The sequence below is a fragment of the Oceanicella actignis genome, from assembly GCF_008124525.1.
GTDB lineage: Bacteria > Pseudomonadota > Alphaproteobacteria > Rhodobacterales > Rhodobacteraceae > Oceanicella > Oceanicella actignis.
The window spans coordinates 153,969-173,838 of sequence record NZ_VNHJ01000004.1 but is presented as its reverse complement, the minus strand read 5'-3'; the positions used below and the strand labels follow the sequence as shown (position 1 = coordinate 173,838).

General features: G+C 72.9%; 17 protein-coding genes. 6 read left to right on the top strand and 11 right to left on the bottom strand.

The window, feature by feature from the left end; genetic code table 11:
• Positions 1-66: 66 nt before the first annotated feature.
• Positions 67-1,626, bottom strand: a complete 1,560-nt coding sequence (guaA, locus tag LY05_RS07925; protein ID WP_148922758.1) for a glutamine-hydrolyzing GMP synthase — start codon at positions 1,624-1,626, stop codon at positions 67-69.
• 313 nt (positions 1,627-1,939) lie between these two features.
• Between guaA and LY05_RS07920 the strand changes: the two genes are divergently transcribed.
• Positions 1,940-3,502, top strand: a complete 1,563-nt coding sequence (locus tag LY05_RS07920) for a trimethylamine methyltransferase family protein (RefSeq protein WP_148922757.1) — start codon at positions 1,940-1,942, stop codon at positions 3,500-3,502.
• A 19-nt stretch (positions 3,503-3,521) separates the two neighbouring features.
• On the opposite strand, the gene LY05_RS07915 is transcribed toward LY05_RS07920, so the two are convergent.
• Positions 3,522-3,899: a DUF6477 family protein gene (locus LY05_RS07915; protein ID WP_083581557.1), complete on the bottom strand. Its 378-nt coding sequence runs from the start codon at positions 3,897-3,899 to the stop codon at positions 3,522-3,524.
• A 223-nt stretch (positions 3,900-4,122) separates the two neighbouring features.
• Here LY05_RS07915 and LY05_RS07910 point away from each other — a divergent pair, with 223 nt between their 5' ends.
• Together LY05_RS07910 and LY05_RS07905 are read left to right on the top strand one after the other, a co-directional pair.
• Positions 4,123-5,310, top strand: coding sequence for a DUF6456 domain-containing protein (locus LY05_RS07910; protein ID WP_249041895.1), 1,188 nt, complete (start codon positions 4,123-4,125; stop codon positions 5,308-5,310).
• A 118-nt stretch (positions 5,311-5,428) separates the two neighbouring features.
• On the top strand, positions 5,429-6,052 hold the full coding sequence (locus LY05_RS07905) for a hypothetical protein (protein WP_148922756.1): 624 nt from the start codon (positions 5,429-5,431) through the stop codon (positions 6,050-6,052).
• Positions 6,053-6,184: 132 nt separating this feature from the next.
• Here the strand turns inward: LY05_RS07905 and LY05_RS07900 are convergent, their stop codons facing one another.
• The 5 genes from LY05_RS07900 to LY05_RS07880 all read right to left on the bottom strand — a co-directional run bounded on the left by LY05_RS07900 (position 6,185) and on the right by LY05_RS07880 (position 11,419).
• Positions 6,185-6,697 carry a CarD family transcriptional regulator gene (locus tag LY05_RS07900; RefSeq protein ID WP_072748218.1) on the bottom strand — a complete coding sequence of 171 codons (513 nt, stop codon included), beginning with the start codon at positions 6,695-6,697 and terminating at the stop codon, positions 6,185-6,187.
• Positions 6,698-6,944: 247 nt separating this feature from the next.
• The gene (gene fdxA, locus LY05_RS07895) at positions 6,945-7,283 is read right to left on the bottom strand and encodes a ferredoxin FdxA (RefSeq protein ID WP_072748217.1); all 339 of its coding nucleotides are present in this window, start codon (positions 7,281-7,283) and stop codon (positions 6,945-6,947) included.
• A 74-nt stretch (positions 7,284-7,357) separates the two neighbouring features.
• Positions 7,358-7,777, bottom strand: a complete 420-nt coding sequence (locus tag LY05_RS07890; RefSeq protein WP_148922755.1) for an RNA-binding S4 domain-containing protein — start codon at positions 7,775-7,777, stop codon at positions 7,358-7,360.
• A gap of 4 nt (positions 7,778-7,781) precedes the next feature.
• A complete protein-coding gene (locus tag LY05_RS07885; protein ID WP_148922754.1) occupies positions 7,782-10,790 on the bottom strand; it encodes a helicase-related protein in 3,009 nt (1,002 codons plus the stop codon).
• 89 nt (positions 10,791-10,879) lie between these two features.
• Positions 10,880-11,419 carry a hypothetical protein gene (locus tag LY05_RS07880; protein WP_170258894.1) on the bottom strand — a complete coding sequence of 180 codons (540 nt, stop codon included), beginning with the start codon at positions 11,417-11,419 and terminating at the stop codon, positions 10,880-10,882.
• 305 nt (positions 11,420-11,724) lie between these two features.
• On the opposite strand from LY05_RS07880, the gene LY05_RS07870 reads away from it, so the two are divergent.
• Complete coding sequence (locus LY05_RS07870) at positions 11,725-12,015, top strand: SCP2 sterol-binding domain-containing protein (protein ID WP_072748214.1); 291 nt, start codon at positions 11,725-11,727, stop codon at positions 12,013-12,015.
• The gene (locus LY05_RS07865; protein WP_148922752.1) at positions 12,015-12,959 is read left to right on the top strand and encodes an alpha/beta fold hydrolase; all 945 of its coding nucleotides are present in this window, start codon (positions 12,015-12,017) and stop codon (positions 12,957-12,959) included. Before LY05_RS07870 ends, LY05_RS07865 begins: the two co-directional genes overlap by 1 nt.
• Positions 12,960-13,050: 91 nt before the next feature.
• On the opposite strand, the gene LY05_RS07860 is transcribed toward LY05_RS07865, so the two are convergent.
• The 4 genes from LY05_RS07860 to LY05_RS07845 form a co-directional block, all read right to left on the bottom strand.
• Positions 13,051-13,890: an inositol monophosphatase family protein gene (locus LY05_RS07860; protein ID WP_148922751.1), complete on the bottom strand. Its 840-nt coding sequence runs from the start codon at positions 13,888-13,890 to the stop codon at positions 13,051-13,053.
• Positions 13,891-14,626: 736 nt separating this feature from the next.
• On the bottom strand, positions 14,627-15,004 hold the full coding sequence (locus tag LY05_RS07855) for a helix-turn-helix domain-containing protein (RefSeq protein ID WP_072748211.1): 378 nt from the start codon (positions 15,002-15,004) through the stop codon (positions 14,627-14,629).
• 277 nt (positions 15,005-15,281) lie between these two features.
• Positions 15,282-17,108 carry a translational GTPase TypA gene (gene typA, locus LY05_RS07850; RefSeq protein ID WP_148922750.1) on the bottom strand — a complete coding sequence of 609 codons (1,827 nt, stop codon included), beginning with the start codon at positions 17,106-17,108 and terminating at the stop codon, positions 15,282-15,284.
• A gap of 561 nt (positions 17,109-17,669) precedes the next feature.
• Entirely contained in the window at positions 17,670-18,728 is a 1,059-nt protein-coding gene (locus LY05_RS07845) for a DUF2332 domain-containing protein (protein WP_148922749.1), read from the bottom strand.
• A gap of 117 nt (positions 18,729-18,845) precedes the next feature.
• On the opposite strand from LY05_RS07845, the gene LY05_RS07840 reads away from it, so the two are divergent.
• Positions 18,846-19,805: an NADPH:quinone oxidoreductase family protein gene (locus LY05_RS07840; protein WP_148922748.1), complete on the top strand. Its 960-nt coding sequence runs from the start codon at positions 18,846-18,848 to the stop codon at positions 19,803-19,805.
• Positions 19,806-19,870: the final 65 nt, after the last annotated feature.

The following is a 19,870-nucleotide window of genomic DNA, read 5'->3' as shown; positions in this document are numbered from 1 at the left end:
CAAAGGCCTGCGGCATGGTCTTCAAGCCACGCCGCAGGCCGCCTCGCGCCGTCTCGCCCGACGGGCTCATTCCCACTCGATCGTGCCCGGCGGCTTCGAGGTGATGTCGTAGGTGACGCGGTTGACGCCCTCGACCTCGTTGATGATGCGCGTGGCGGTCTCGGACAGGAAGTCGTGGCTGAAGGGGTAGTAGTCCGCCGTCATCCCGTCCACCGAGGTGACCGCCCGCAGCGCGCAGGCATAGTCATAGGTGCGCCCGTCGCCCATCACCCCCACGGTGCGCACGGGCAGCAGCACAGCGAAGGCCTGCCAGATCTCGTCATACAGGCCGTGCCGGCGGATCTGGTCCAGATAGATCGCGTCGGCCTTGCGCAGGATCTCGAGCTTCTCGCGGGTGATCTCGCCGGGGCAGCGGATGGCCAGGCCGGGGCCGGGGAAGGGGTGGCGGCCGACGAAGGCGGGCGGCAGGCCCAGCTCGCGGCCCAGCGCCCGGACCTCGTCCTTGAACAGGTCGCGCAGCGGCTCGACCAGCTGCAGGTTCATGCGCTCGGGCAGGCCGCCGACATTGTGGTGCGACTTGATGGTGACCGATGGGCCGCCGGTGACGCTGACCGATTCGATCACGTCGGGGTAGAGCGTGCCCTGGGCCAGGAACTTCGCGCCCCCGACCTCGCGCGCGTGCTTCTCGAACACCTCGACGAACAGGCGCCCGATGGTCTTGCGCTTCTCTTCGGGGTCGCTGACGCCCTCGAGCGCGGACAGGAACAGTTCGGATTCGTCGGCGTGGATGAGGGGGATGTTGTAGTGGTCGCGGAACAGGCTCACCACCTCGTCCGCCTCGCCCATGCGCATCAGCCCGGTGTCGACGAAGACGCAGGTCAGCTGATCGCCGATCGCCTCGTGGATCAGCACCGCCGCGACCGACGAATCGACCCCGCCCGACAGCCCGCAGATGACCTTGCCGTCGCCGACCTGGGCGCGAATCTTCTCGATCGCCTCGTCGCGATAGGCGGCCATGGTCCAGTCGCCCTTCAGGCCGCACACCTCGTGGGTGAAGTTGCGCAGCAGCCGCGCGCCGTTGGGGGTGTGGTGCACCTCGGGGTGGAACTGGACGCCGTAGAAGCGGCGCTCGGGGTCGGCGATGATGGCGTAGGGCGCGCCCGATGACGAGCCGATCACGCCGAAGCCCTCGGGCAGGGCGACGACGCGGTCGCCATGCGACATCCACACCTCTTCGCGCCCGCCCACGGGCGCCAGGCCTTGCAGCAGCGGATCCTCGGCCTTGATGGTGACGAAGGCGCGGCCGAATTCGCGCTCGGCGCCCGGTTCGACCTTGCCGCCCAGCTGCGCGACCATGACCTGCTGGCCGTAGCAGATGCCCAGAACCGGCACGCCCAGCGTCCACAGCGCCTCGGGGGCGCGGGGGCTGCCGGGGCGGGTGACCGAATCGGGGCCGCCCGACAGGATCACCCCCTTGGGCGCAAGGCGGCGCAGCGCGTCGTCGTCCAGCTTGTTGAACGGATGGATTTCGCAATACACGCCGCTTTCGCGCAGCCGGCGGGCGATGAGCTGCGTCACCTGGCTGCCGAAATCGACGATGAGGATGAGATCATGTGCCTGGGTCATGGCGCTGCGTAGCCCGAGCGGCGCGCGCGCGCAAGATCCGCGCGCGCCGGGGCGCGGCGCGCGTCTGCGCGAGCGCCGCGGGCCCGGCCCCGAAGCGCCCCCGAAGGGTCCCCCAGCGCCCCCGGCGCGACCCCCCGGCGCGCGGCCCCCGTTGCGCGGCCCCCGTTGCGCGGCCCCCGTTGCGCGGCCAATGCGCGCCGGATGCGCCCGACATGTCGCAACCGGCGCGCGGCGGGCCGCATTCGTGGGCTCGGCCGCGGACGGGCGGGGTATGTTCGTGCCAACGCTGACGGCGCACATATGGATGGATGACATGACGGAACTTCGGGACGAGGCCGCGGGCGCGGGACGGCGCAGGGCGCGCGGCGGAGGCGGCGCGGCGCGCCGGGCCGCGCGCACCGCGCGCCGGATCGAGGCCGCGCGCTTCATCGAGCGCAGGATTCCGAATTTCGAGATCCTCGACGAAGAGGCGCTGGAGATCATCGAGCGCAACGCCGAGACGGTGCTCGAGGAAATCGGCGTCAATTTCGTGGACAACCCCGCCGCGCTCGAGCGCTGGCGCGCGGCCGGCGCCGACATCGACGGCGAGCGCGTGCGCATCCCGCGCGGGCTGGCGCGGCAGCTGTGCGCCACCGCGCCCGGCAGCTTCGTCCAGCGCGCCCGCAACCCCGAGCGCGACGTGACCATCGGCGGGCGCAGCCTGGTGCTGGCGCCGGTTTACGGCCCGCCCTTCGTGCGCTGCAACGAGAAGGGGCGCCGCTACGCCACGATCGAGGATTTCCGCAACTTCGTGAAGCTGGGCTACATGTCCAGGTGGGTGCACCATTCGGGCGGCACGCTGTGCGAGCCGACCGACGTGCCGGTCAACAAGCGCCATCTCGACATGCTGCTGGCGCACATGACGCTGAGCGACAAGCCCTTCATGGGCTCGGTCACCGAGCCCTCGCGCGCCGAGGATTCGGTGCGCATGTGCGAGATCCTGTTCGGCAAGCCCGAAGGCGAGCTGGACACGGTCATGACCTCGCTCATCAACATCAACTCGCCGCTGACCTTCGACGCGACGATGATGGGCGCGCTCGAGGTCTATGCGCGGGCGAATCAGGCCTGCATCATCTCGCCCTTCATCGTCGGCGGGGCCATGGCGCCGGTCTCGGTGGCCGGAACGCTGACGCAGGTGCTGGCCGAGGTGCTGGCGGGCGTGGCGTATTCGCAGCTGATCCGGCCCGGCGCCCCGGTGATCTTCGGCGCCTTCGTGACCTCGATCGACATGAATTCGGGCGCGCCCACCTTCGGCACGCCCGAGGCGTCCAAGATCCTGTTCGGCGCGGGCCAGCTGGCGCGGCGTCTGGGGCTGCCCTTCCGCTCGGGCGGGGGGCTGTGCGGGTCCAAGCTGCCCGACGCGCAGGCCGCCTACGAGACCGCCAACACCCTGAACGCGGCGCTGCTGGGCGGCGTCAACTTCATGCTGCACGCCTGCGGCTGGCTCGAGGGCGGGTTGGTCTCGTCCTACGAGAAGTTCGTGCTCGACGCCGATCAGCTGGGCGTGCTGCACAGCCTGGCCGAGGGCGTGGACATGTCCGAAGGCGCCCAGGCGATGGACGCGATCCGCGAGGTCGGTCCCGGCGGGCATTATCTGGGCTGCGCGCACACCCAGGCGAATTTCCAGACCGCCTTCTGGCGCACCGAGGTCCTTGACTACAAGCCCTTCGAGACCTGGGCCGAGGAAGGCGCGCGCGACAGCGCCGCGCTGGCCGAGGCGCGCTGGAAGCGCATGCTGGCCGAATACGAGGCCCCGGCGATCGATCCGGCGACCCGCGAGGCGCTGGAGGCCTATGTCGCCCAGCGCAAGGCTTCCGAGCCCGACAGCTTCACCTGAGCGGGCCGGCTCCGCGCCCTCAGGCGCGGAGCGTGCGGGTCGGGGCGGCGGCCTCGGCGATCAGCGCGGCCAGAATGCCGACATGACGCACGGCGCAATAGCCCGTCGCCTTGGCGCGGCGGGCCTTTTCGCATTCGGCCTCGACCTGGCGCAGCTTGCCCATCAGTTCCGACGGATCGCGCGGCGAGAATCCCGGCAGCAGCCGCGGCAGGTCGCGCTTGCGCGCATAGCCCGCCGCGGCCGCGCGCGCGGCGCGGGCCAGGATGCGGGGGCGGCGCAGGCCGCGCAGGGCATGGGCGGGGGGGATGCGCGGCGTCGGCGCGGGCTCCGCGCCCTTGGGCGGGATGGCGGGGGCGGCGGTGGCGAAGGCCTGGGCGGGGAAGTAGGCGAAGGACATGGCCGTCTCCGTGGCTTGCGTTTCGTGACGGCGTTCATCTTGGCGCGTGATTCCGGGTGTTGCGCAACCATGGGTTGCAGCGCGCGCTGCGTGAAAATCCAATTAAATTAAGAATTTGTAAGGATTTGCTGCGAATCACCAAACATTTTTGCGACTTAACTCAATGTTCATAATTCAACCATAGCTTGAAAATTGCCTAAAGTTCCCCGAAAAGGCGAAAAAAATGACGCGCATCGCAGACCAGCTCGAACAGTGCCGCCGCGCCGCCATGTCGGTCCTGCACGCCGACGCCGACGATCGGCGCGTGACCGACGCCGCCCTCTACCTGGCGCATGTGGTTCTGGGCGTCTCGATGCGGGGGCTTGCGGCGCAGCAGGACTGCCAACCCTCAACCATCATGCGCGCCGTCCGGCGCGTGGAGCAGCGCCGGGACGATCCGCTTGCGGACGCCCTGCTCGAGGACGCCTCGGCCTGGCTTCGCGCGCATGCCTCAGCGCATGATTCGTCCATGGAGACCGCGTTGACCCATTCTCGCCCCTCCCGTCCCGCCGTCGGCGCCCCTGGCGACAAGGAGATCGTCCGCGAGGCCAAGCGCATCCTGCGCCGTCTGTGCGAGCCCGGCGCCTTCCTCGCCCTTGCCCGGGGCGCCGAAACCGCCTGCGTGTTCCGCAAGGGCAAGGACGGGCTCGTCACCCTGGCGCGCCTGTCCGTCGCCTACGCCAAGGCCTTCGCCGCGCGCGAGTGGATCGTGGCCACCACCTCGAGCCCCAACATGGCCTGCTACGAGATCAGCGCCGTCGGCCGCGCCTGGCTCAAGCGCGTCATCGCCGAAGAGGGCGAAAGGCGCCGCCGCGGCGCCGAGGCGCGCGAGATGGCCGAGGCCGCCTCGCCCTTCGCGCGCCAGCACGCCGTCGAGGGCGAGCGCCTTTTCCCCGAGAACGGCGAATCGGTGCGCCGCCGCGTCAATCTCGGCGAAACCCCGCTGGGCTGGCTGGCCAAGCGCAAGGGGCCGGACGGCAAGCCCTTCCTGACCTCGGCCGAGGTCGCCGCCGGCGAGAAGCTGCGCGAGGATTTCGAGCTGGCCCAGCTTGGCCCGCGCGTGGCGCAGGACTGGACGCGCCTGCTGGCGCCGGTGGACGAGGGCGGCGTGTCGCGCCTTCGCGGACCTTCCGAGGGGCCGATGGGCGCGCGCGAGCGCCTGGCCCGCGCGCTCGAAGCGCTGGGGCCGGGGCTGAACGACGTGGCGCTGCGCGCGTGCTGCTTCCTCGAGGGGCTCGAGGCGACCGAGCGGCGCATGGGCTGGTCGGCGCGCTCGGGCAAGGTGGTGCTCAAGATCGCCCTGACGCGCCTGGCCGAGCATTACGGCTATGCCGGCGCCGAAAAGGGCCGCAAGCTGCGCAAGGCGGTCTGAGGCGCGGGCCGGCGACGCGGCGGGCGTCTCGTCGCCGGCGCATCCGATGTTGCAATGCACAATGCGTGCGCGTATCTTGCGTGCAATGCAACATGGATTTGATCCTCAGGAGTGCGCCATGACCTTCGATGCGCCCTTCGGCGTCTCTCTGACCAAGAGGGATGACGAGACCGCCCTCGAATACGTCCTCAGCTTTTCGCCCATGGCCCCGTTCTTCGGCGTTCCCTGGCGGTTCGGCGCCATGTGGAGCCTGACCCTGGCGCCCGGCCAGACGCCCTTCGCCAGGGCGGCCGACGAGAAGGCCGCCGATGAGGCGGTCGAGGATGCCGTGATCGTGGCCGAGCCGGCCGAGCCGACCGCCCGCGACGAAGCCGCGCCTGTCGAGGCCCCGCGCGAGGAGGCTGCTTGCGACGACGCCCCGCGCCCCGAAGCCCCGCGCGACGATGCGCAGCCCGCCGCCGCGCCCGCCGCGCCGCCTGCCGCGGATCCCGAGGGCGCGCCCGAAGCCGACCTGTTCGGCGTCGTCGCAGCCCGGGGCAAGCCCGCCGACGATCTGAAGCGAATCAAGGGCATCGGCCCGAAACTTCAGGAAGAGCTTGCGGCGCTGGGCATCCGCACCTTCGCCCAGCTGGGCGCGCTGGACGAAGAAGGCCTTGCGCAGCTCAACGCGCGCCTGACCGCGGTGCGCGGTCTGCGCCCCGAGGCGATCGAAGAGGCGCGCCGGCTGGCCGCCGAAGGCTGAGCCTGGGCCGCGCGGCGGGCCGCGCGCCGACTCGGCCGCCCACGGCCATGAAAAGGGCGCGGCCGTCCACGGCCATGCGAAAAGGGCCTGCCGCTTGCGCGGCAGGCCCTTCGCGTTGCGCTCGGAGCGCGCTCAGGCGGCGCGCTGGGTCAGCATCTCGTCCACGCGGGCGGCGGCGGCGGCCTCGTCGATCGCCTGGACGGCCGCCAGCTCGCGCGTCAGCCGCTCGAGCGCGGCTTCGTAAAGCTGGCGCTCGGAATAGGACTGATCGGGCTGATCCTCGGCGCGATGCAGGTCGCGCACCACCTCGGCGATCGAGATCAGATCGCCCGAGTTGATCTTCTGCTCGTATTCCTGCGCGCGGCGCGACCACATGGCGCGCTTGACGCGGGCGCGGCCCTTGAGGGTCTCGAGCGCGCGCTCGACGATGTCGGGCGAGCTGAGCGTGCGCATGCCGATCGAGCCGGCCTTCGCGGTGGGGACGCGAAGCGTCATCTTGTCCTTCTCGAACGAGATGACGAACAGTTCGAGCTTCATGCCCGCGACTTCCTGCTCCTCGATGCTGACGATCTTGCCGACGCCATGGGCGGGGTAGACGACGTAATCGTTGGGGCGGAATTCGGGCTTCTTGGCGGTTTTGCTCATCTGCGATCGCTATCCTTTTTGGTCGCATGCCGGATGCGGGGAAAGGGGGGAAGGCCCTTCCGACGCGCCATTCGCGCGCCAAGCACGCCGTCCCGCCGGGAAGGACCCCGACGGGGGCGCATGCGTTTCGTGCTGTGACGACTTTATAACACAAAAACCGCCCGATTCCCATACCCTGCGCGCCCGCGCCGATTCGCGCGGGGGCGGGGCTTGCGCCGCATGGGCGCGCGGGCGGATTCGTCGGGCGTCAGTCGCCCACGCCGGGCTTTTCCGAGAAATACTTCTCGAGCTTGCCGGGCTCGCCGTCGTATTTCTCGGCGTCGGGATAGGGGTCGCGCTTGGTGACGATGTTGGGCCAGAGCTCGGCGTATTTGCGGTTGAACTCGACCCATTTCTCCATGCCCGGCTCGGTGTCGGGCGAGATCGCCTCGGCCGGGCACTCGGGCTCGCACACGCCGCAGTCGATGCACTCGTCAGGATGGATCACCAGCATGTTCTCGCCGACGTAGAAACAATCGACGGGGCAGACCTCGACGCAGTCGGTATAGACGCACCGGATGCAGTTCTCGGTCACGACATAGGTCATCGCTGGGATCCTCGTCAGGCTGCGGGTTCGGTCAGGGGGTTCTATGCCCGGGCGGAAGGGGTTTCAAGGGGCGCTCAGTCGTTCAGCGGGCCGCGGCCGCGCAGGCGGTCGAGCGCGCGGCGCTCGCGCCCGGTCGGCCGGCCGGCGCCGGGATCGCGGGCGGGCGGGGCGCCGGCGGGCCCCTCGCGCGCGGGGCGGGGCGGGGACAGGTCCTCGTAGAGCAGCCGCGCCTCGGGCGCCGGGCCGCGCCGCGCGCCCAGCGCCACGACCCGCAGGACAAGAACGCGCTCGCTCAGTGCGGCGGTCAGCACGTCGCCGGGGCGCACCAGCGCGGCGGGGCGGGCGATTCGCGCGCCGTTGATCCGCAGACCCGTCTGCCCGACGAAGCGCGCGGCCAGGGTGCGGGTGCGGAAGATGCGCGCATGCCAGAGCCACTTGTCCACGCGCAGACCCGCCCGCGCGTCCTCGTCGGGCGCTGCGGGCGGGCGCGTCATGGCGTCAGATCTTGTCCTTCAGCGCCAGAAGGGCGGCGAAGGGGCTGTCGGGATCGACCGGCTTGTCCTGGCGGGGCGGGCGCGCGGCGAACTGGCGCGGCGCCTCGTCGCGCGGGGCGCCCTTGCCCTTGGGCTTGGGCTTGCCGCGCGGCTTGCCCTTGGGCCTGGCGTCGTCGCGCCCCTTGCCGCCTTCGGCCGCGCGGCGGCCCTGAGCGGGGCGCGCGCCCTCGGCGCGGCGGCCTCGGCCGCCTTCGCGGCGCGGGCGCGGGGCCCAGGTGAAGACGTAGTAGGTCTGCATCTCGACCTGGGGCGGGGCGTCCTCGGCCGGGGCATCGGTCCCATCCGTCGCCTCGGCCTCGGCCTCGGGCGCCGGCGCTTCGCTCTTCGCCTCGGCTGCGGGGGCGGCGGAATCCTGCGCCGTCTGCGGGGCGTCGGCCGCCGACTCGGGCGCCTCGGACGCCTCGGCCTGGGCGGGCGCCTGCGCGGCCTGCGCGTCGGGCGTTTCCGCCGCAGGGGCTTCTGCGGCGGGGGCTTCGGCCGCCTCCTGCGTCGCGGCGCTCTCGGCCGCGCCGTCGGTCGCCTTCGGGGCGCGGGCGGGGGCGGGCTTGGGCCGCTCGCGCTTCTCGGCCTTGTAGCCGAGGCCTTCCATCAGCTCGGCGAACTGATCGAGCGTGCAGCCGGTGATCGAGAGCATGTCGGCGGTCGCCTCGAAGCCGGCGCGCGCGTCGAGGGCGCGGATCATGTCGGCGAGGCGCTCGAGCATGTCGATGCGGATGGCGCGCGATCCGGCCAGGCGATACCCCGCGCGGGGGTAGAAGTCTTCGGGCAGGCCGGGCTGGGCCGGGATCGTCACCAGACCGGGCGGCGGGGCGGGGGCGAACTCGTCATGCTCTTCCCACAGGCCCCACAGAATCAGCCGCAGGCGCGTGGGCGCGGGCTTGAGCAGGGCGGGCATGAACACGGTGTGCTGGCCGAATCGCACGCCGTGCTTGCGCAGCTGGCCGCGCCCCTCCTGATCCAGGCTCTTGACGTCCTGCGCGATCTGCGGGCGCGGAATCACGCCCAGCGCCTCGACCAGCTGGAAGGCGACGCCGCGCGCCAAGCCGGTCAGGGCCTCGTCGTCGCGCATCTTGATCAGCGGCTCGAACAGCGCGTTGACGCGGCGGTTGATCCAGTGGGTCAGCCGGCGCTCGACCTTCAGGCGCACGTCGTCGCCGGCCATCTCGTCGACGAAGGCGGCCACGCCCGGCGAGAGCGGATCGGCGCCCTTGACCAGCCGGCCCACCGCGTGCTCGCCCCACATCAGCCCGCCCTGTTCGGTCAGGTCGATCTCGGTGTCGGGCGCGTTGTAGAAGCGATCGGCCCGGCGCGAGAACTCGGATTGCAGCGCCTGGTTCGAGGCCGCGCGCAGGGTCCGCGCCTCGTCGCCGCGCGCCTCGGGGTCGGGGGTGAAGCGGAACCCGTCCAGACGGCCCAGCGCATGCCCCTCGGCCGTCACCTCACCCTTGTCGTTCACTTCAGCCACCAGGCTCTCCTTCTGCTTCAACCGCCGCATCAGAACCGATGTGCGGCGGTCGACGAATCTTTGCGTCAGCCGCGCGTGCAGCGCGTCGGACAACCGGTCCTCGACCTCGCGCGCCGTCTCGCGCCAGCGCGCCGCGTCCTCGACCCAGCCGCGCCGGTTGGCGACGTAGGTCCAGGTGCGGATGTAGGCCAGGCGACGCGACAGCGCGTCGATGTCGCCATCGGCGCGGTCCACCGACCTGACCCGGCTTTCCATCCAGTCGGAGGATATACAAGCCTTGTCCGATGCGAGGAACCGGTAAATTCGCGCCGCCAGGCGCGCGTGCTCGGCCTCGGAGGTCTTGCGGAAGTCGGGCAGCTGGCACACCTCCCACAGAAGCCGCACCATGGCCGGGCCGCGCGCCATGTCGCGGATCTGCGGATCCTCCCACAGAAGGCGCAGCGTGCGCAGGTCGTCCGCCTCGCGCGCGCGGGTCAGGCCGGGCAGCTCGGGCGCGCGCTCGAGCGCGGCCAAAAGCGCCGGGACCGAGCCGAAATCCAGCCGCGAGTTGCGCCAGTTCAGCCGCCGCACGGGCGCGAATCGGTGCGATTCGATGGCCTCGACCAGCTCGGGCTCGAGCGGGGCGGCCTCGGCGGTGACGCCGAAGCTGCCGTCGTTCACATGCCGCCCCGCGCGCCCGGCGATCTGCGCCAGCTCGGGCGCGGTCAGCTGGCGGTGGCGCGCGCCGTCGAACTTGCTCAGCCCGGCGAAGGCGACGTGGCCCAGGTCCAGGTTCAGCCCCATGCCGATGGCGTCGGTGGCGACCAGGTGCTCGACGTCGCCGTTCTGATACAGCGCCACCTGCGCGTTGCGCGTGCGCGGGCTCAGCGCGCCCAGCACCACCGCCACGCCGCCCTTCTGGCGGCGCATCAGTTCGGCGATGGCGTAGACGCTCTCGGCCGAGAAGGCCACCACCGCCGAGCGCGGCGGCAGGCGGCTGAGCTTGCGCGCGCCCGCATAGCTCAGCCGCGAGAAGCGCTCGCGGCGCAGGAAGCGCGCGCGCGGGATCAGCTCGCGGATGCGCTCGCGCATGGTCTCCGAGCCCAGGAACAGCGTCTCGCGCATGCCGCGCGCGTTGAGCAGCCGGTCGGTGAAGATGTGGCCCCGGTCCGGGTCGGCGCACAGCTGGATCTCGTCCACCGCCAGGAAATCGTGGCCCTGGCCGACGGGCATCGCCTCGACCGTGCAGATCCAGTAGCGCGCGCGCGGCGGCACGATCTTCTCCTCGCCCGTCAGCAGCGCCGCCGCCGAGGGGCCGCGCAGCGCCACGACGCGGTCGTAGACCTCGCGCGCCAGAAGGCGCAGCGGCAGGCCGATGACGCCGCTCTCATGGCCCAGCATGCGTTCGATGGCGTAGTGGGTCTTGCCGGTGTTCGTCGGGCCGAGCACCGCCGTCACGGTCGAATCGCGCGGATGTCCGATCGGGGCGCGGGCGGCGTCCTGGGCCATGGAGCGGTCCTTTCGCTGTCTGCGCTGCGGCGGCGCCGCCGGGGGCCTGATCGCGCCCCGCGCGGGCGCGTGTCAAGCCCCGCCGGCGGTCAGAGGGCCAGGCCCTCGACCTGCGGCGCAAGGCGCCGGGCGGCTTCGCGGATGTCGGGCTGGGCGGGGTTGACGACGAGCGAGGCGCGATAGGCGGCCAGCGCCTCGGGCAGGCGCCCGATCTGCTCGAGCGTCGCGCCAAGGCCCGCCAGCGCGCCCCAGTGGCGCGGCTCGAGCGCCAGCGCGCGCTCGAGGTCCGCCAGCGCGAGGCCGGGCCGGTCCAGCGCGAACCACGCCGCGGCGCGGCTGTGCCAGGCCTCGGCGAAGTCGGGGGCGATCTCGACCAGCGCCGACAGATGCTCGGCGGCGCGGTCGGGCGCGCCGGACTCCAGCGCCCTGCGCCCGCGCAGCAGCAGCAGATCCGCCGTGTCCGAGCCCGAGCGCGACCACATCTGCGCCACGCGGCGGGCGATTCGCGCGGCCTCCTCCTCGGGAGCGGCGGCCATGCGGTCGAGCAGCGCCTGCGCCTGGGCGCGCGCCGCCGCCTGCCGCTCGGCCGGAGAGGGGGGCGGGGGAAAGGGCGCGGCGGGCGCGCTCATGGCGGGCGGCGCGGCCCGGGGCGCATCGGGCGCGGCGGCGTCCTGCGCGCGCGCGCCCGTCGCGCAGACAAGCGCCGCCGCCAGCGCCCGCGCCAGACGCGCCCGGCCGCGCCCCGGCGGGCGGGCCGCGGGGCCGGGGCGCGCGCCGGCACGCGCGCCGGTCTGCGCTTGCGGGCGCGCGGAGAGACCGGGGTGACGCAGGGTGTCGCTTTGCTTCCTCATCGCAGGTGATAGTTTAGCGCCATGGAGCGCGAAAGCGAGAGCCGGGCGCGGTGTCCGGCGGGAAGGCTCCGGGAGAATTGACCATGAGCGACACTCTGAACGCCGCCGTCGCGGCGCTGCGCGAAAAGCTGGGCGACGGCAGCTTCGACGGTTCCGTCAAGTTCGAGATCGAGGGCGAGGGCGCCGTGCGCATCGAGGGCGGCGAGGTGAGCATCGACGACTCGGACGCCGACTGCACCATCCGCGCCGACGCCGAGACCTTCAAGGCCATGGTTTCGGGCGACCTCAACCCCACCTCGGCCTTCATGGCGGGCAAGCTGTCGGTGGACGGCGACATGTCCAAGGCCATGGCGCTGGGTTCGGTGCTGGGCTGATGGCCGAGGCGGCGCCTTTCTTCGCCGATCTGGCTCAGGCGCCGCCCCCCTTGCGCTGCGAGCGCATCGAATCGGCCGGCGCGCGGCTGCGCGCCGCCTATTGGCGCGGAAACGGGCGCGGCCTGGCGCTGGTGCTGCATGGGCGCACCGAGTATCTGGAGAAATACGGCCGCGTCATCGCCCGCCTGCTCGGGGCCGGGTTCTCGGTCGCCAGCGCCGACTGGCGCGGGCAGGGGCTGTCGGAGCGCACGCCCGGCGCGGGGATGCTGGGCGACGTGGCCCATTTCGACCTGTATCAGCGCGACCTCGCCGCCCTGCTGGCCTGGGCGCCCGTGGCCGCCGACCGCGCGCCGCGCTTCGCGCTGGCCCATTCGATGGGCGGCGCGGTGGCCATGCGCGCGATCATGCGCGGGGCGCTCGCGCCGCGCGCGGCGATCTTCAGCGCGCCCATGTGGGGCTTGAATCTGAGCCTGCCGGCGGCCCTCGCCGGGCGGCTGATGGCCGCGGCGGCGGTGCGGCTGGGGCTGGGGCTGGCGCCGGTGCCCGGTCAGGACCCCGACACGCCCTATGTCCTGCGCGAGCCCTTCGAGAGCAACGTGCTGACCTCGTGCCCCGAGCATTACGAATGGATGCGCGCCCATCTGCGCGCCCGGCCCGAGCTGGGCGTGACCGCGCCGACCATGCGCTGGGCGCATGCGGCCTTTCGCGAGATGGCCTTCATCCGCCGCGCGCCGGTCCCCGACACGCCTTTCCTGGCGCTGCTCGGTTCCGAGGAAAAGGTCGTCTCGCCCGAGGTGGTCGAATTGTGCGTCGAGCGCAGCGGCGCCCGGATCGAGCGTCTGAACGGCGCCCGGCACGAAGTGCTGATGGAGCCGTTCGACCGCGCGCCGGGCCTGCACGCCTGGCACGCCATGCAGGCGTTCCTGAACGCGGCGGGGTTCTGAGCGCCCGGCGCTTCGGCGTCCGCGCGGGCGGGGGCGAGCGGCCATCGGGTTCCTCGCGCGGGCGCCCGCGCGAGGGCAGGGCCGGGCGCGTTCAGAGCGCGGCCTGCATCAGCGCCAGCGCCGCGCGATGCAGCTCGGGCGTGGCCGCGGCCAGGACCCGTCCCTCGGCGCCCGGGGCGTCGTCGCCGCGCCAGCCGCTGACCGTCGCGCCCGCGCCGCGCAGCACCGGGACCAGCGCCTGCACGTCGTAAGGCTTGAGCCCCGCCTCGATCACCAGATCCACATGCCCCGCCGCCAGAAGCGCGTAGGCCATGCAGTCGAGCCCGTAGCGCGTCAGCCGCGCCTTGTCGCGCACCGCCTCGAAGGCGGCGCGCTCGGCGGCGGTTCCGACCTCGGGAAAGGTGGTGCAAAGCCGCGCGCGGGCCAGGTCCCGCACCCCCGAGACGGCCAGCGCGCGCGTCGCGCCTTCGGCGCCGCGGCGATGCCAGGCGCGCGCGCCGTCGCCCCAGAAGCGTTCGTCCACATAGGGCTGGTCGATCACCCCCAGCGCCGGCGCGCCGTTCTCTTCGAGCGCGACGAGCACGCCCCAGCTGGCCGCCCCGATCACATAGGCGCGCGTGCCGTCGATGGGGTCGAGCACCCAGCGCCGGCCCGAGGCGCCCGCCGCCGCGCCGTGCTCTTCGCCCAGTATGGCGTCGCGCGGGCGCAGGCGGGCCAGAAGCTGGCGCATGGCGGTTTCGGCCTCGCGGTCGGCGGCGGTGACGGGGTCGTAGGCGCCGCCGCCCGACTTGTCGTCGGCGGCCAGGTCCGGCGCGCGGAAATGCCTCAGCGCCGGCCCGCGCGCCGCGTCGGCCAGAAGATGCGCGACGGCGAGGTCGCTTTCGGGGTCGGTCTCGGGCGGAAGATAGGGCGAAACGGACGATCGAGGCATGGCGCGGCTCCTGGGCGGGGTGGGCCAAGCCATAGCCCGAGTGCGCGGCGCTCACAATGGCCCGGCGCGGCGGTTCCGCCGGGCGGGGGCGGCGATGGGCGAGGGGCAGGCCCGGCGGCTCGGGGGCCGTCGCCCCGCGCGAGGCCTGGCGCGCGGGGCGGGCAGGGCGAGGCCGGGCGGCGCCGTCGCGGCCCGGCAGGTCCGTTGCCGCGGGCGGTGGGAGCGACATGCGGCGGCATCCGGCGCGGCCGTCTGCGCGGCGCGAGCGCGGGCGGAGCGCGGGGGCGCATCCTTCGGGCGGCGCCCTACGACCTGTCCGGGCGTTGCTCGGCGCGTGTCGCGGACGGGGCCCCGCCCGGCGGTCGGGCGTGGTGTTCGCGCGCAGTGGTCGGGCGTGGTGTTCGCGCGCAGTGGTCGGGCGTGGTGTTCGCGCGTGGCGGTCGCGTGTGGTGGTCGGGCGTGGGGCGGTCTGGCCTCATGCCTTGCGGGACGGCGGGCGATGGCCGGATCGGATGGCGAAAGAGAGCCGGGAAGCGGGGCTGACGGAGCCGAGGCCCGAGCGCGGACCCGCCCGCCTGCCGATCGACGCCGGCGCGGACCGCGCGGATCGGATCGGGGCGGGGTCGGGGCGCGGTCGGGCCGCGCCGGGGCCGCCGGGCGCAGGGCGTCGGCGCCGTGGGGGCGCGCCTTCGCGCGCTTCCGGCCCCGGCGCCGTCCCAGCGTCCGGCCCGGTCGGTCAGGCGGCGTCCGACAGCACGCGGGCCAGGTCGAACAGGCGGCGGCGCTGCTCTTCGGGGATGGCGTAGTAGGAGCGCACCAGCTCGAGCGCCTCCTTGTCGGCCAGCAGGTCGCCGCGGGTCTGCGCCGCGGTCTGGGCGGGCGCCGCGGCCTCGCCTTCCTCGAGCCCTTCGAAGAAGAAGCTGACCGGAACCCCGAGCGCGCGGGCGATGTCCCACAGCCGCGAAGCGCTGATGCGGTTCATGCCGGTCTCGTATTTCTGGATCTGCTGGAACTTGATGCCGACCTTCTCGCCGAGCTGCTGCTGGGTCATGCCCACCATCCAGCGGCGATGGCGCACGCGCTTGCCGACATGCACGTCAACGGGGTGTTTCATATGCTCACGCTCCCTGCGTTCAAGGCGAAGATTGCGGCCTGTGCGGCCTGCGCCGAGTATGATGCAATCATCGTGCCAACTTTCGCGATTGCCCGCAATGCGCGCATTTTTTCGCGTTTCGGATCGTGCCTGCGTGCAACTGGCGGGTGTTCGGCGGCCGCGCCTCATTGCCTGTGCGATCTCTATCCTGAACACGAAATACGCCGGAGCATTGTAGCCCCGGCGCAAAATGCAATCCAGAGAGGATTGTGCAAAATGCAATGCGAAATGCGAAAGTTCAGCCCGCGGCCTGCTCGCTTCTCGCGTGACGCTTGCGCTCATGCGGGTCCAGGTGCCTTTTGCGCAGCCGAATGGCGTTCGGCGTGACCTCGACCAGCTCGTCATTCTCGATATAGGCGATCGCCTCTTCCAGCGTCAGGCGCTTGGGCGGGGTCAGCGTCACCGCCTCGTCCTTGCCCGAGGCGCGAATGTTGGTCAGCTTCTTCCCCTTGAGCGGATTCACCTCGAGATCGCCGCCGCGCGAGTGCTCGCCGATGATCATGCCCTGATAGACGGCCTCGCCCGGGCCGATGAAAAGCCGCCCGCGATCCTCGAGGTTGAACAGCGCATAGGCCACGCTTTCGCCCTGCTCCATCGAGATCAGAACTCCGTTGCGCCGCCCGGGGATCGGCCCCTTGTAGGGCGCCCAGGAGTGGAACACCCGGTTCAGGACGCCGGTGCCGCGCGTGTCGGTCAGGAACTCGCCGTGATAGCCGATCAGCCCGCGCGAGGGCGCAAGGAAGACGATGCGCGTCTTGCCGCCGCCCGAGGGGCGCATCTCGGTCATCTCGGCCTTGCGCTGGGACAGCTTCTCGACCACCGCGCCGGCGAATTCCTCGTCCACGTCCACGGTGACCTCCTCGATCGGCTCGAGGCGCACGCCGTTCTCTTCGCGCAGGATCACCCGCGGGCGCGAGACCGACAGCTCGAAGCCCTCGCGGCGCATGGTCTCGATCAGCACGCCCATCTGCAGCTCGCCGCGGCCGGCCACCTCGAAGGCGTCGCGGTCGGCGGTGTCCGAGACGCGGATGGCCACGTTGCGCTCGGCCTCCTTCATCAGCCGCTCGCGGATCACGCGCGACTGCACCTTGTCGCCGTCGCGCCCGGCCAGGGGGCTGTCGTTGATGCCGAAGGTGACCGAGATGGTCGGCGGATCGATGGGCTGGGCGGGCAGGGCGGTCATGATCTCGGGCGCGCAGATGGTGTCGGCCACCGTCGCCTTCGACATGCCGGCAAGGGCCACGATGTCGCCGGCCTCGGCGCGCTCGACCGGCTGGCGCGAGAGGCCGCGGAAGGCCAGGATCTTGGAGACGCGGAAGCGCTCGAGCTCGACCCCGTCGCGGCTCAGCGCCTTGACCTGCGCGCCCGGCGCGAGCGCGCCGCTCTCGATGCGGCCGGTCAGCAGGCGGCCGAGGAAGGGGTCGGCCTCGAGCGTGGTGGCCAGCATGGCGAAGGGCTCGTGCGCGCGCGCGGCCTGCGCGGGGGCGGGCACATGCGACAGGATCAGGTCGAAGAGCGCCGTCAGATCCTTGCGCGGGCCGTCCAGCGTCGGATCCGCCCAGCCCGCGCGCCCCGAGGCGTAGAGCATGGGAAAGTCGAGCTGATGCTCGTCGGCGTCGAGCGCGGCGAACAGGTCGAACACCTGGTCGTGCACGCGGTCGGGGTCGGCGTCGGGCTTGTCGACCTTGTTGACCACCACGATCGGCCGCAGCCCCAGGCGCAGCGCCTTGGAGAGCACGAACTTGGTCTGCGGCATCGGCCCCTCGGCCGCGTCCACCAGCAGCACCACGCCGTCGACCATGGACAGGATGCGCTCGACCTCGCCGCCGAAATCGGCGTGGCCGGGCGTGTCGACGATGTTGATGCGCGCGCCCTTCCACTCGACCGAGGTGCACTTGGCCAGGATGGTGATGCCGCGCTCGCGCTCGAGATCGTTCGAGTCCATGGCGCGCTCGGCGGTGGCCTGGTTCTCGCGGAAGGCTCCGGACTGCCTGAGCAGCTCGTCCACGAGGGTGGTCTTGCCATGATCGACATGGGCGATGATGGCGATGTTGCGAAGGTCCATGGATGCGCCTTTGAAAGAGCGCGCGCCCGGGCGGCCGTCGCCGGCCCGGCCGCGCCGCCGTCTGATGGAGTTGCCCCGGCATATGGCCCAAATGCTGCGTCGCGGCAAGGGTTGCCTTGCGCGGCCGGCGCGATCGCGCACGCCCGGCGGCGAGGATGCGGGCGTGCGGAAATGCGGCGCGGGTCGGGGGCTGCACGGCGCAACGCACGCGCATGCGCCGGCCACACCCTTTTGCGCACGCGCGGCATGCCTTTTCTCTCCGCTCCTCCCCTGGCGCGCGGGCATGCCGCTTGGCGTGGCGGGCGGAGCGGGGCGCCCCTTTGCGCGCCGCGCGGGGATGCCGGTTGGCATCGGCGCCGGGAGGCGGCGGCGCCAGGCTTTCCGCCCCGCGCGCGGGATGCGGCGCTGGCCGGCCCCTCACGCCGGCGAATGGCCTTGCCTTGTCCGCGCGCCGCCATGCCTTGGGCCGTCATGGACAAGCCGTCGCTCCGGCGCCCCGTCCCGCGCGACCCCGTCCCGCGCGACCCCGTCCCACGCGCCCCCGTCCCGCGCGCCCCCGTCCTACGCGCCCCCTTCCCACGCGACCCAGCGGCCGTGAAAATCCGCGCGCCCGAGCACGCGGCTGCGCCCGTCCGGCCATACGCGCAGCGTCAGCGCCGCCGAGCCCGGAACGTCGTCCGGCTCCATGCGCAGCCAGGCCAGCGGCGCATCGGACGCGGCGCGCGCGCCGGCGCGGGCCATGGCGGCGCGGATGCGCGCCCGGCTGTCGGGCGGCAGGTAGGGCCAGACGATGCTGTGCATGACCACGCGCGCGCGTCCCGGCGCGGGCGGCGCGTTCAGCCGCGCGTCAAGCCACGCGGCCGCCTCGCCTTTCTCGACCCGCCAGGGCTGCGCGGCGGCGAAGTCCAGCGCCGCCTCGGCGCGCGCCAGCCGCTCGGCCTGGTCGGGCCAGACATAGGCCAGCAGCCGCTCGCGATCCTCGGGCCGGGCCGGATCGGCGGGGCGCAGATCGACGCCCGCCCGCGCGGCGATCTCGAGCGGCGCGTCCAGCGGCGGGGGCGGTCCCCGCCATGCGCATGACAGGCGCACCGGCGCGCGCGCGTCGCCCCAGGCGCCGGCCTCGCCCAGCTCGTGCCGATAAAGGTCGAAGGCCATGTTCAACCCCGCCGAGGCGCCGAGCTCGAGGATCTCGAGCGGCATGCGCAGCTGCGCGGCAAGGTGCAGCGCGCCGCCCAGGAGCGCCGAGGCGCGGGCCGTCTCGTTCGTTTGCGGCGGGCTGTCGAGCCAGGGCAGCAGCCGCGCGTCATGCGCGCGGATCGCCCGCGCCGCCGCCGCGATCGGGTCCGCGCGCAGCCGCGGCGGCCAGGCTTCGGTCAGCTCGGGCGCGGCGCCCGAACGCGCCAGGGCGTGCAGCGCGCCGCACACGCGCAGCGCCAGCGCGTCCTTCCACGGGTCGCCGGGCCAGCGCAGGACGCGCGCCCCGAAGGCGGCGTCGGCGGGCAGGGCCTCGGGCAGCGCGGCGCACAGGCGCGCGGTGAAGTCCGAGCCCATCGCCGCGCAGGCCTCGGCCTGGCGCGCGAAGGCCTCGGCGACTGCGGGCAGGGGGGCGGGTGCGGGCATTGCGGGCTCTTGCGGCGGACATCCGAGCGCGGCGCCCCTGGCATGGCGGCCGGGGGCATGGCGGCGCGGGCTTCATCATGGCATGAAAACGGGCGAAACGGAATCGGAGGAGGCCCCATGCGCGCCATGCGCATCCACGAACCCGGCGCAAGGCTGCGCCTTGACGACGTGCCCGCGCCCGAGCCCGGACCGGGCCAGGTGCGCATCCGCGTCGCGGCCTGCGGCGTGAACTTCGCCGACACGCTGATGACCCAGGGCAAGTATCAGCTGCGCCCCGAGCCGCCCTTCGCCCCGGGCGGCGAGGTCTGCGGCGTGGTCGAGGCGCTGGGCCCGGGCGTCGAGCGCCCCGCCCTTGGCGCGCGCGTGGCCGCCGCCTGCGGCTGGGGCGGCTTCGCCGAGGCGGTCCTGGCCCCCGCGGCCGCCTGCGTCGAGGTCCCCGACGCCATCCCCTCGGACGAGGCCGCGGCCTTCCTGGTCGCCTACGGCACCTCGCACATGGCGCTGGACTGGAAGGCGGGGCTGCAAGCGGGCGAGACGCTGCTGGTTCTGGGCGCGGCGGGCGGGGTCGGCCTGACGGCGGTCGAGGTCGGCAAGCTGATGGGCGCGCGCGTGATCGCCTGCGCCTCGGGCCCCAAGAAGCTGGCGCTGGCGCGCTCGCGCGGCGCCGATCACCTGATCGATTCCAGCGCCGAGGACATCCGCGAGGCGACGCTGGCGCTGGGCGGCGCGGACGTGGTCTACGATCCCGTCGGCGGCGAGCAGTTCCGCGCCGCCATGCGCGCCTGCCGCCCCGACGGGCGCCTTCTGCCGATCGGCTTCGCTTCGGGCGAGGTTCCGCAGATCCCGGCCAACATCCTGCTGGTCAAGAACCTGACCGTGATCGGCTTCTGGTGGGGGGCCTATCCGAAGCTGCGCCCCGAGCGCGTGGCGCGCTCGGCGCGGCAGCTGATCGCGTGGCGGCTCGAGGGGCGGCTGCGCCCCCATGTCTCGGACCGGCTGCCGCTCGAGCAGGCGAACGAGGCGCTGGACCTGCTGCGCACGCGCCGCGCGATGGGCAAGGTGGTGCTGATCCCCTGAGGCGCCTCCTGCGCGGCGCCCCGTCTTGCGCCCCGTCTTGCGCCCCGCCCCGCGTTCCGCCCGGC

Bases quoted from the DNA above. Each gene is read 5' to 3' on its own strand.
- LY05_RS07920 (WP_148922757.1), top strand. From the start codon at position 1,940: ATGACGGAACTTCGGGACGAGGCCGCGGGCGCGGGACGGCGCAGGGCG.
- LY05_RS07855 (WP_072748211.1), bottom strand. From the start codon at position 15,004: ATGAAACACCCCGTTGACGTGCATGTCGGCAAGCGCGTGCGCCATCGC.
- LY05_RS07870 (WP_072748214.1), top strand. From the start codon at position 11,725: ATGAGCGACACTCTGAACGCCGCCGTCGCGGCGCTGCGCGAAAAGCTG.
- guaA (WP_148922758.1), bottom strand. From the start codon at position 1,626: ATGACCCAGGCACATGATCTCATCCTCATCGTCGATTTCGGCAGCCAG.
- LY05_RS07900 (WP_072748218.1), bottom strand. From the start codon at position 6,697: ATGAGCAAAACCGCCAAGAAGCCCGAATTCCGCCCCAACGATTACGTC.
- fdxA (WP_072748217.1), bottom strand. From the start codon at position 7,283: ATGACCTATGTCGTGACCGAGAACTGCATCCGGTGCGTCTATACCGAC.
- LY05_RS07865 (WP_148922752.1), top strand. From the start codon at position 12,015: ATGGCCGAGGCGGCGCCTTTCTTCGCCGATCTGGCTCAGGCGCCGCCC.
- LY05_RS07915 (WP_083581557.1), bottom strand. From the start codon at position 3,899: ATGTCCTTCGCCTACTTCCCCGCCCAGGCCTTCGCCACCGCCGCCCCC.
- typA (WP_148922750.1), bottom strand. From the start codon at position 17,108: ATGGACCTTCGCAACATCGCCATCATCGCCCATGTCGATCATGGCAAG.
- LY05_RS07905 (WP_148922756.1), top strand. From the start codon at position 5,429: ATGACCTTCGATGCGCCCTTCGGCGTCTCTCTGACCAAGAGGGATGAC.
- LY05_RS07845 (WP_148922749.1), bottom strand. From the start codon at position 18,728: ATGCCCGCACCCGCCCCCCTGCCCGCAGTCGCCGAGGCCTTCGCGCGC.
- LY05_RS07890 (WP_148922755.1), bottom strand. From the start codon at position 7,777: ATGACGCGCCCGCCCGCAGCGCCCGACGAGGACGCGCGGGCGGGTCTG.
- LY05_RS07860 (WP_148922751.1), bottom strand. From the start codon at position 13,890: ATGCCTCGATCGTCCGTTTCGCCCTATCTTCCGCCCGAGACCGACCCC.
- LY05_RS07880 (WP_170258894.1), bottom strand. From the start codon at position 11,419: ATGAGCGCGCCCGCCGCGCCCTTTCCCCCGCCCCCCTCTCCGGCCGAG.
- LY05_RS07910 (WP_249041895.1), top strand. From the start codon at position 4,123: ATGACGCGCATCGCAGACCAGCTCGAACAGTGCCGCCGCGCCGCCATG.
- LY05_RS07840 (WP_148922748.1), top strand. From the start codon at position 18,846: ATGCGCGCCATGCGCATCCACGAACCCGGCGCAAGGCTGCGCCTTGAC.
- LY05_RS07885 (WP_148922754.1), bottom strand. From the start codon at position 10,790: ATGGCCCAGGACGCCGCCCGCGCCCCGATCGGACATCCGCGCGATTCG.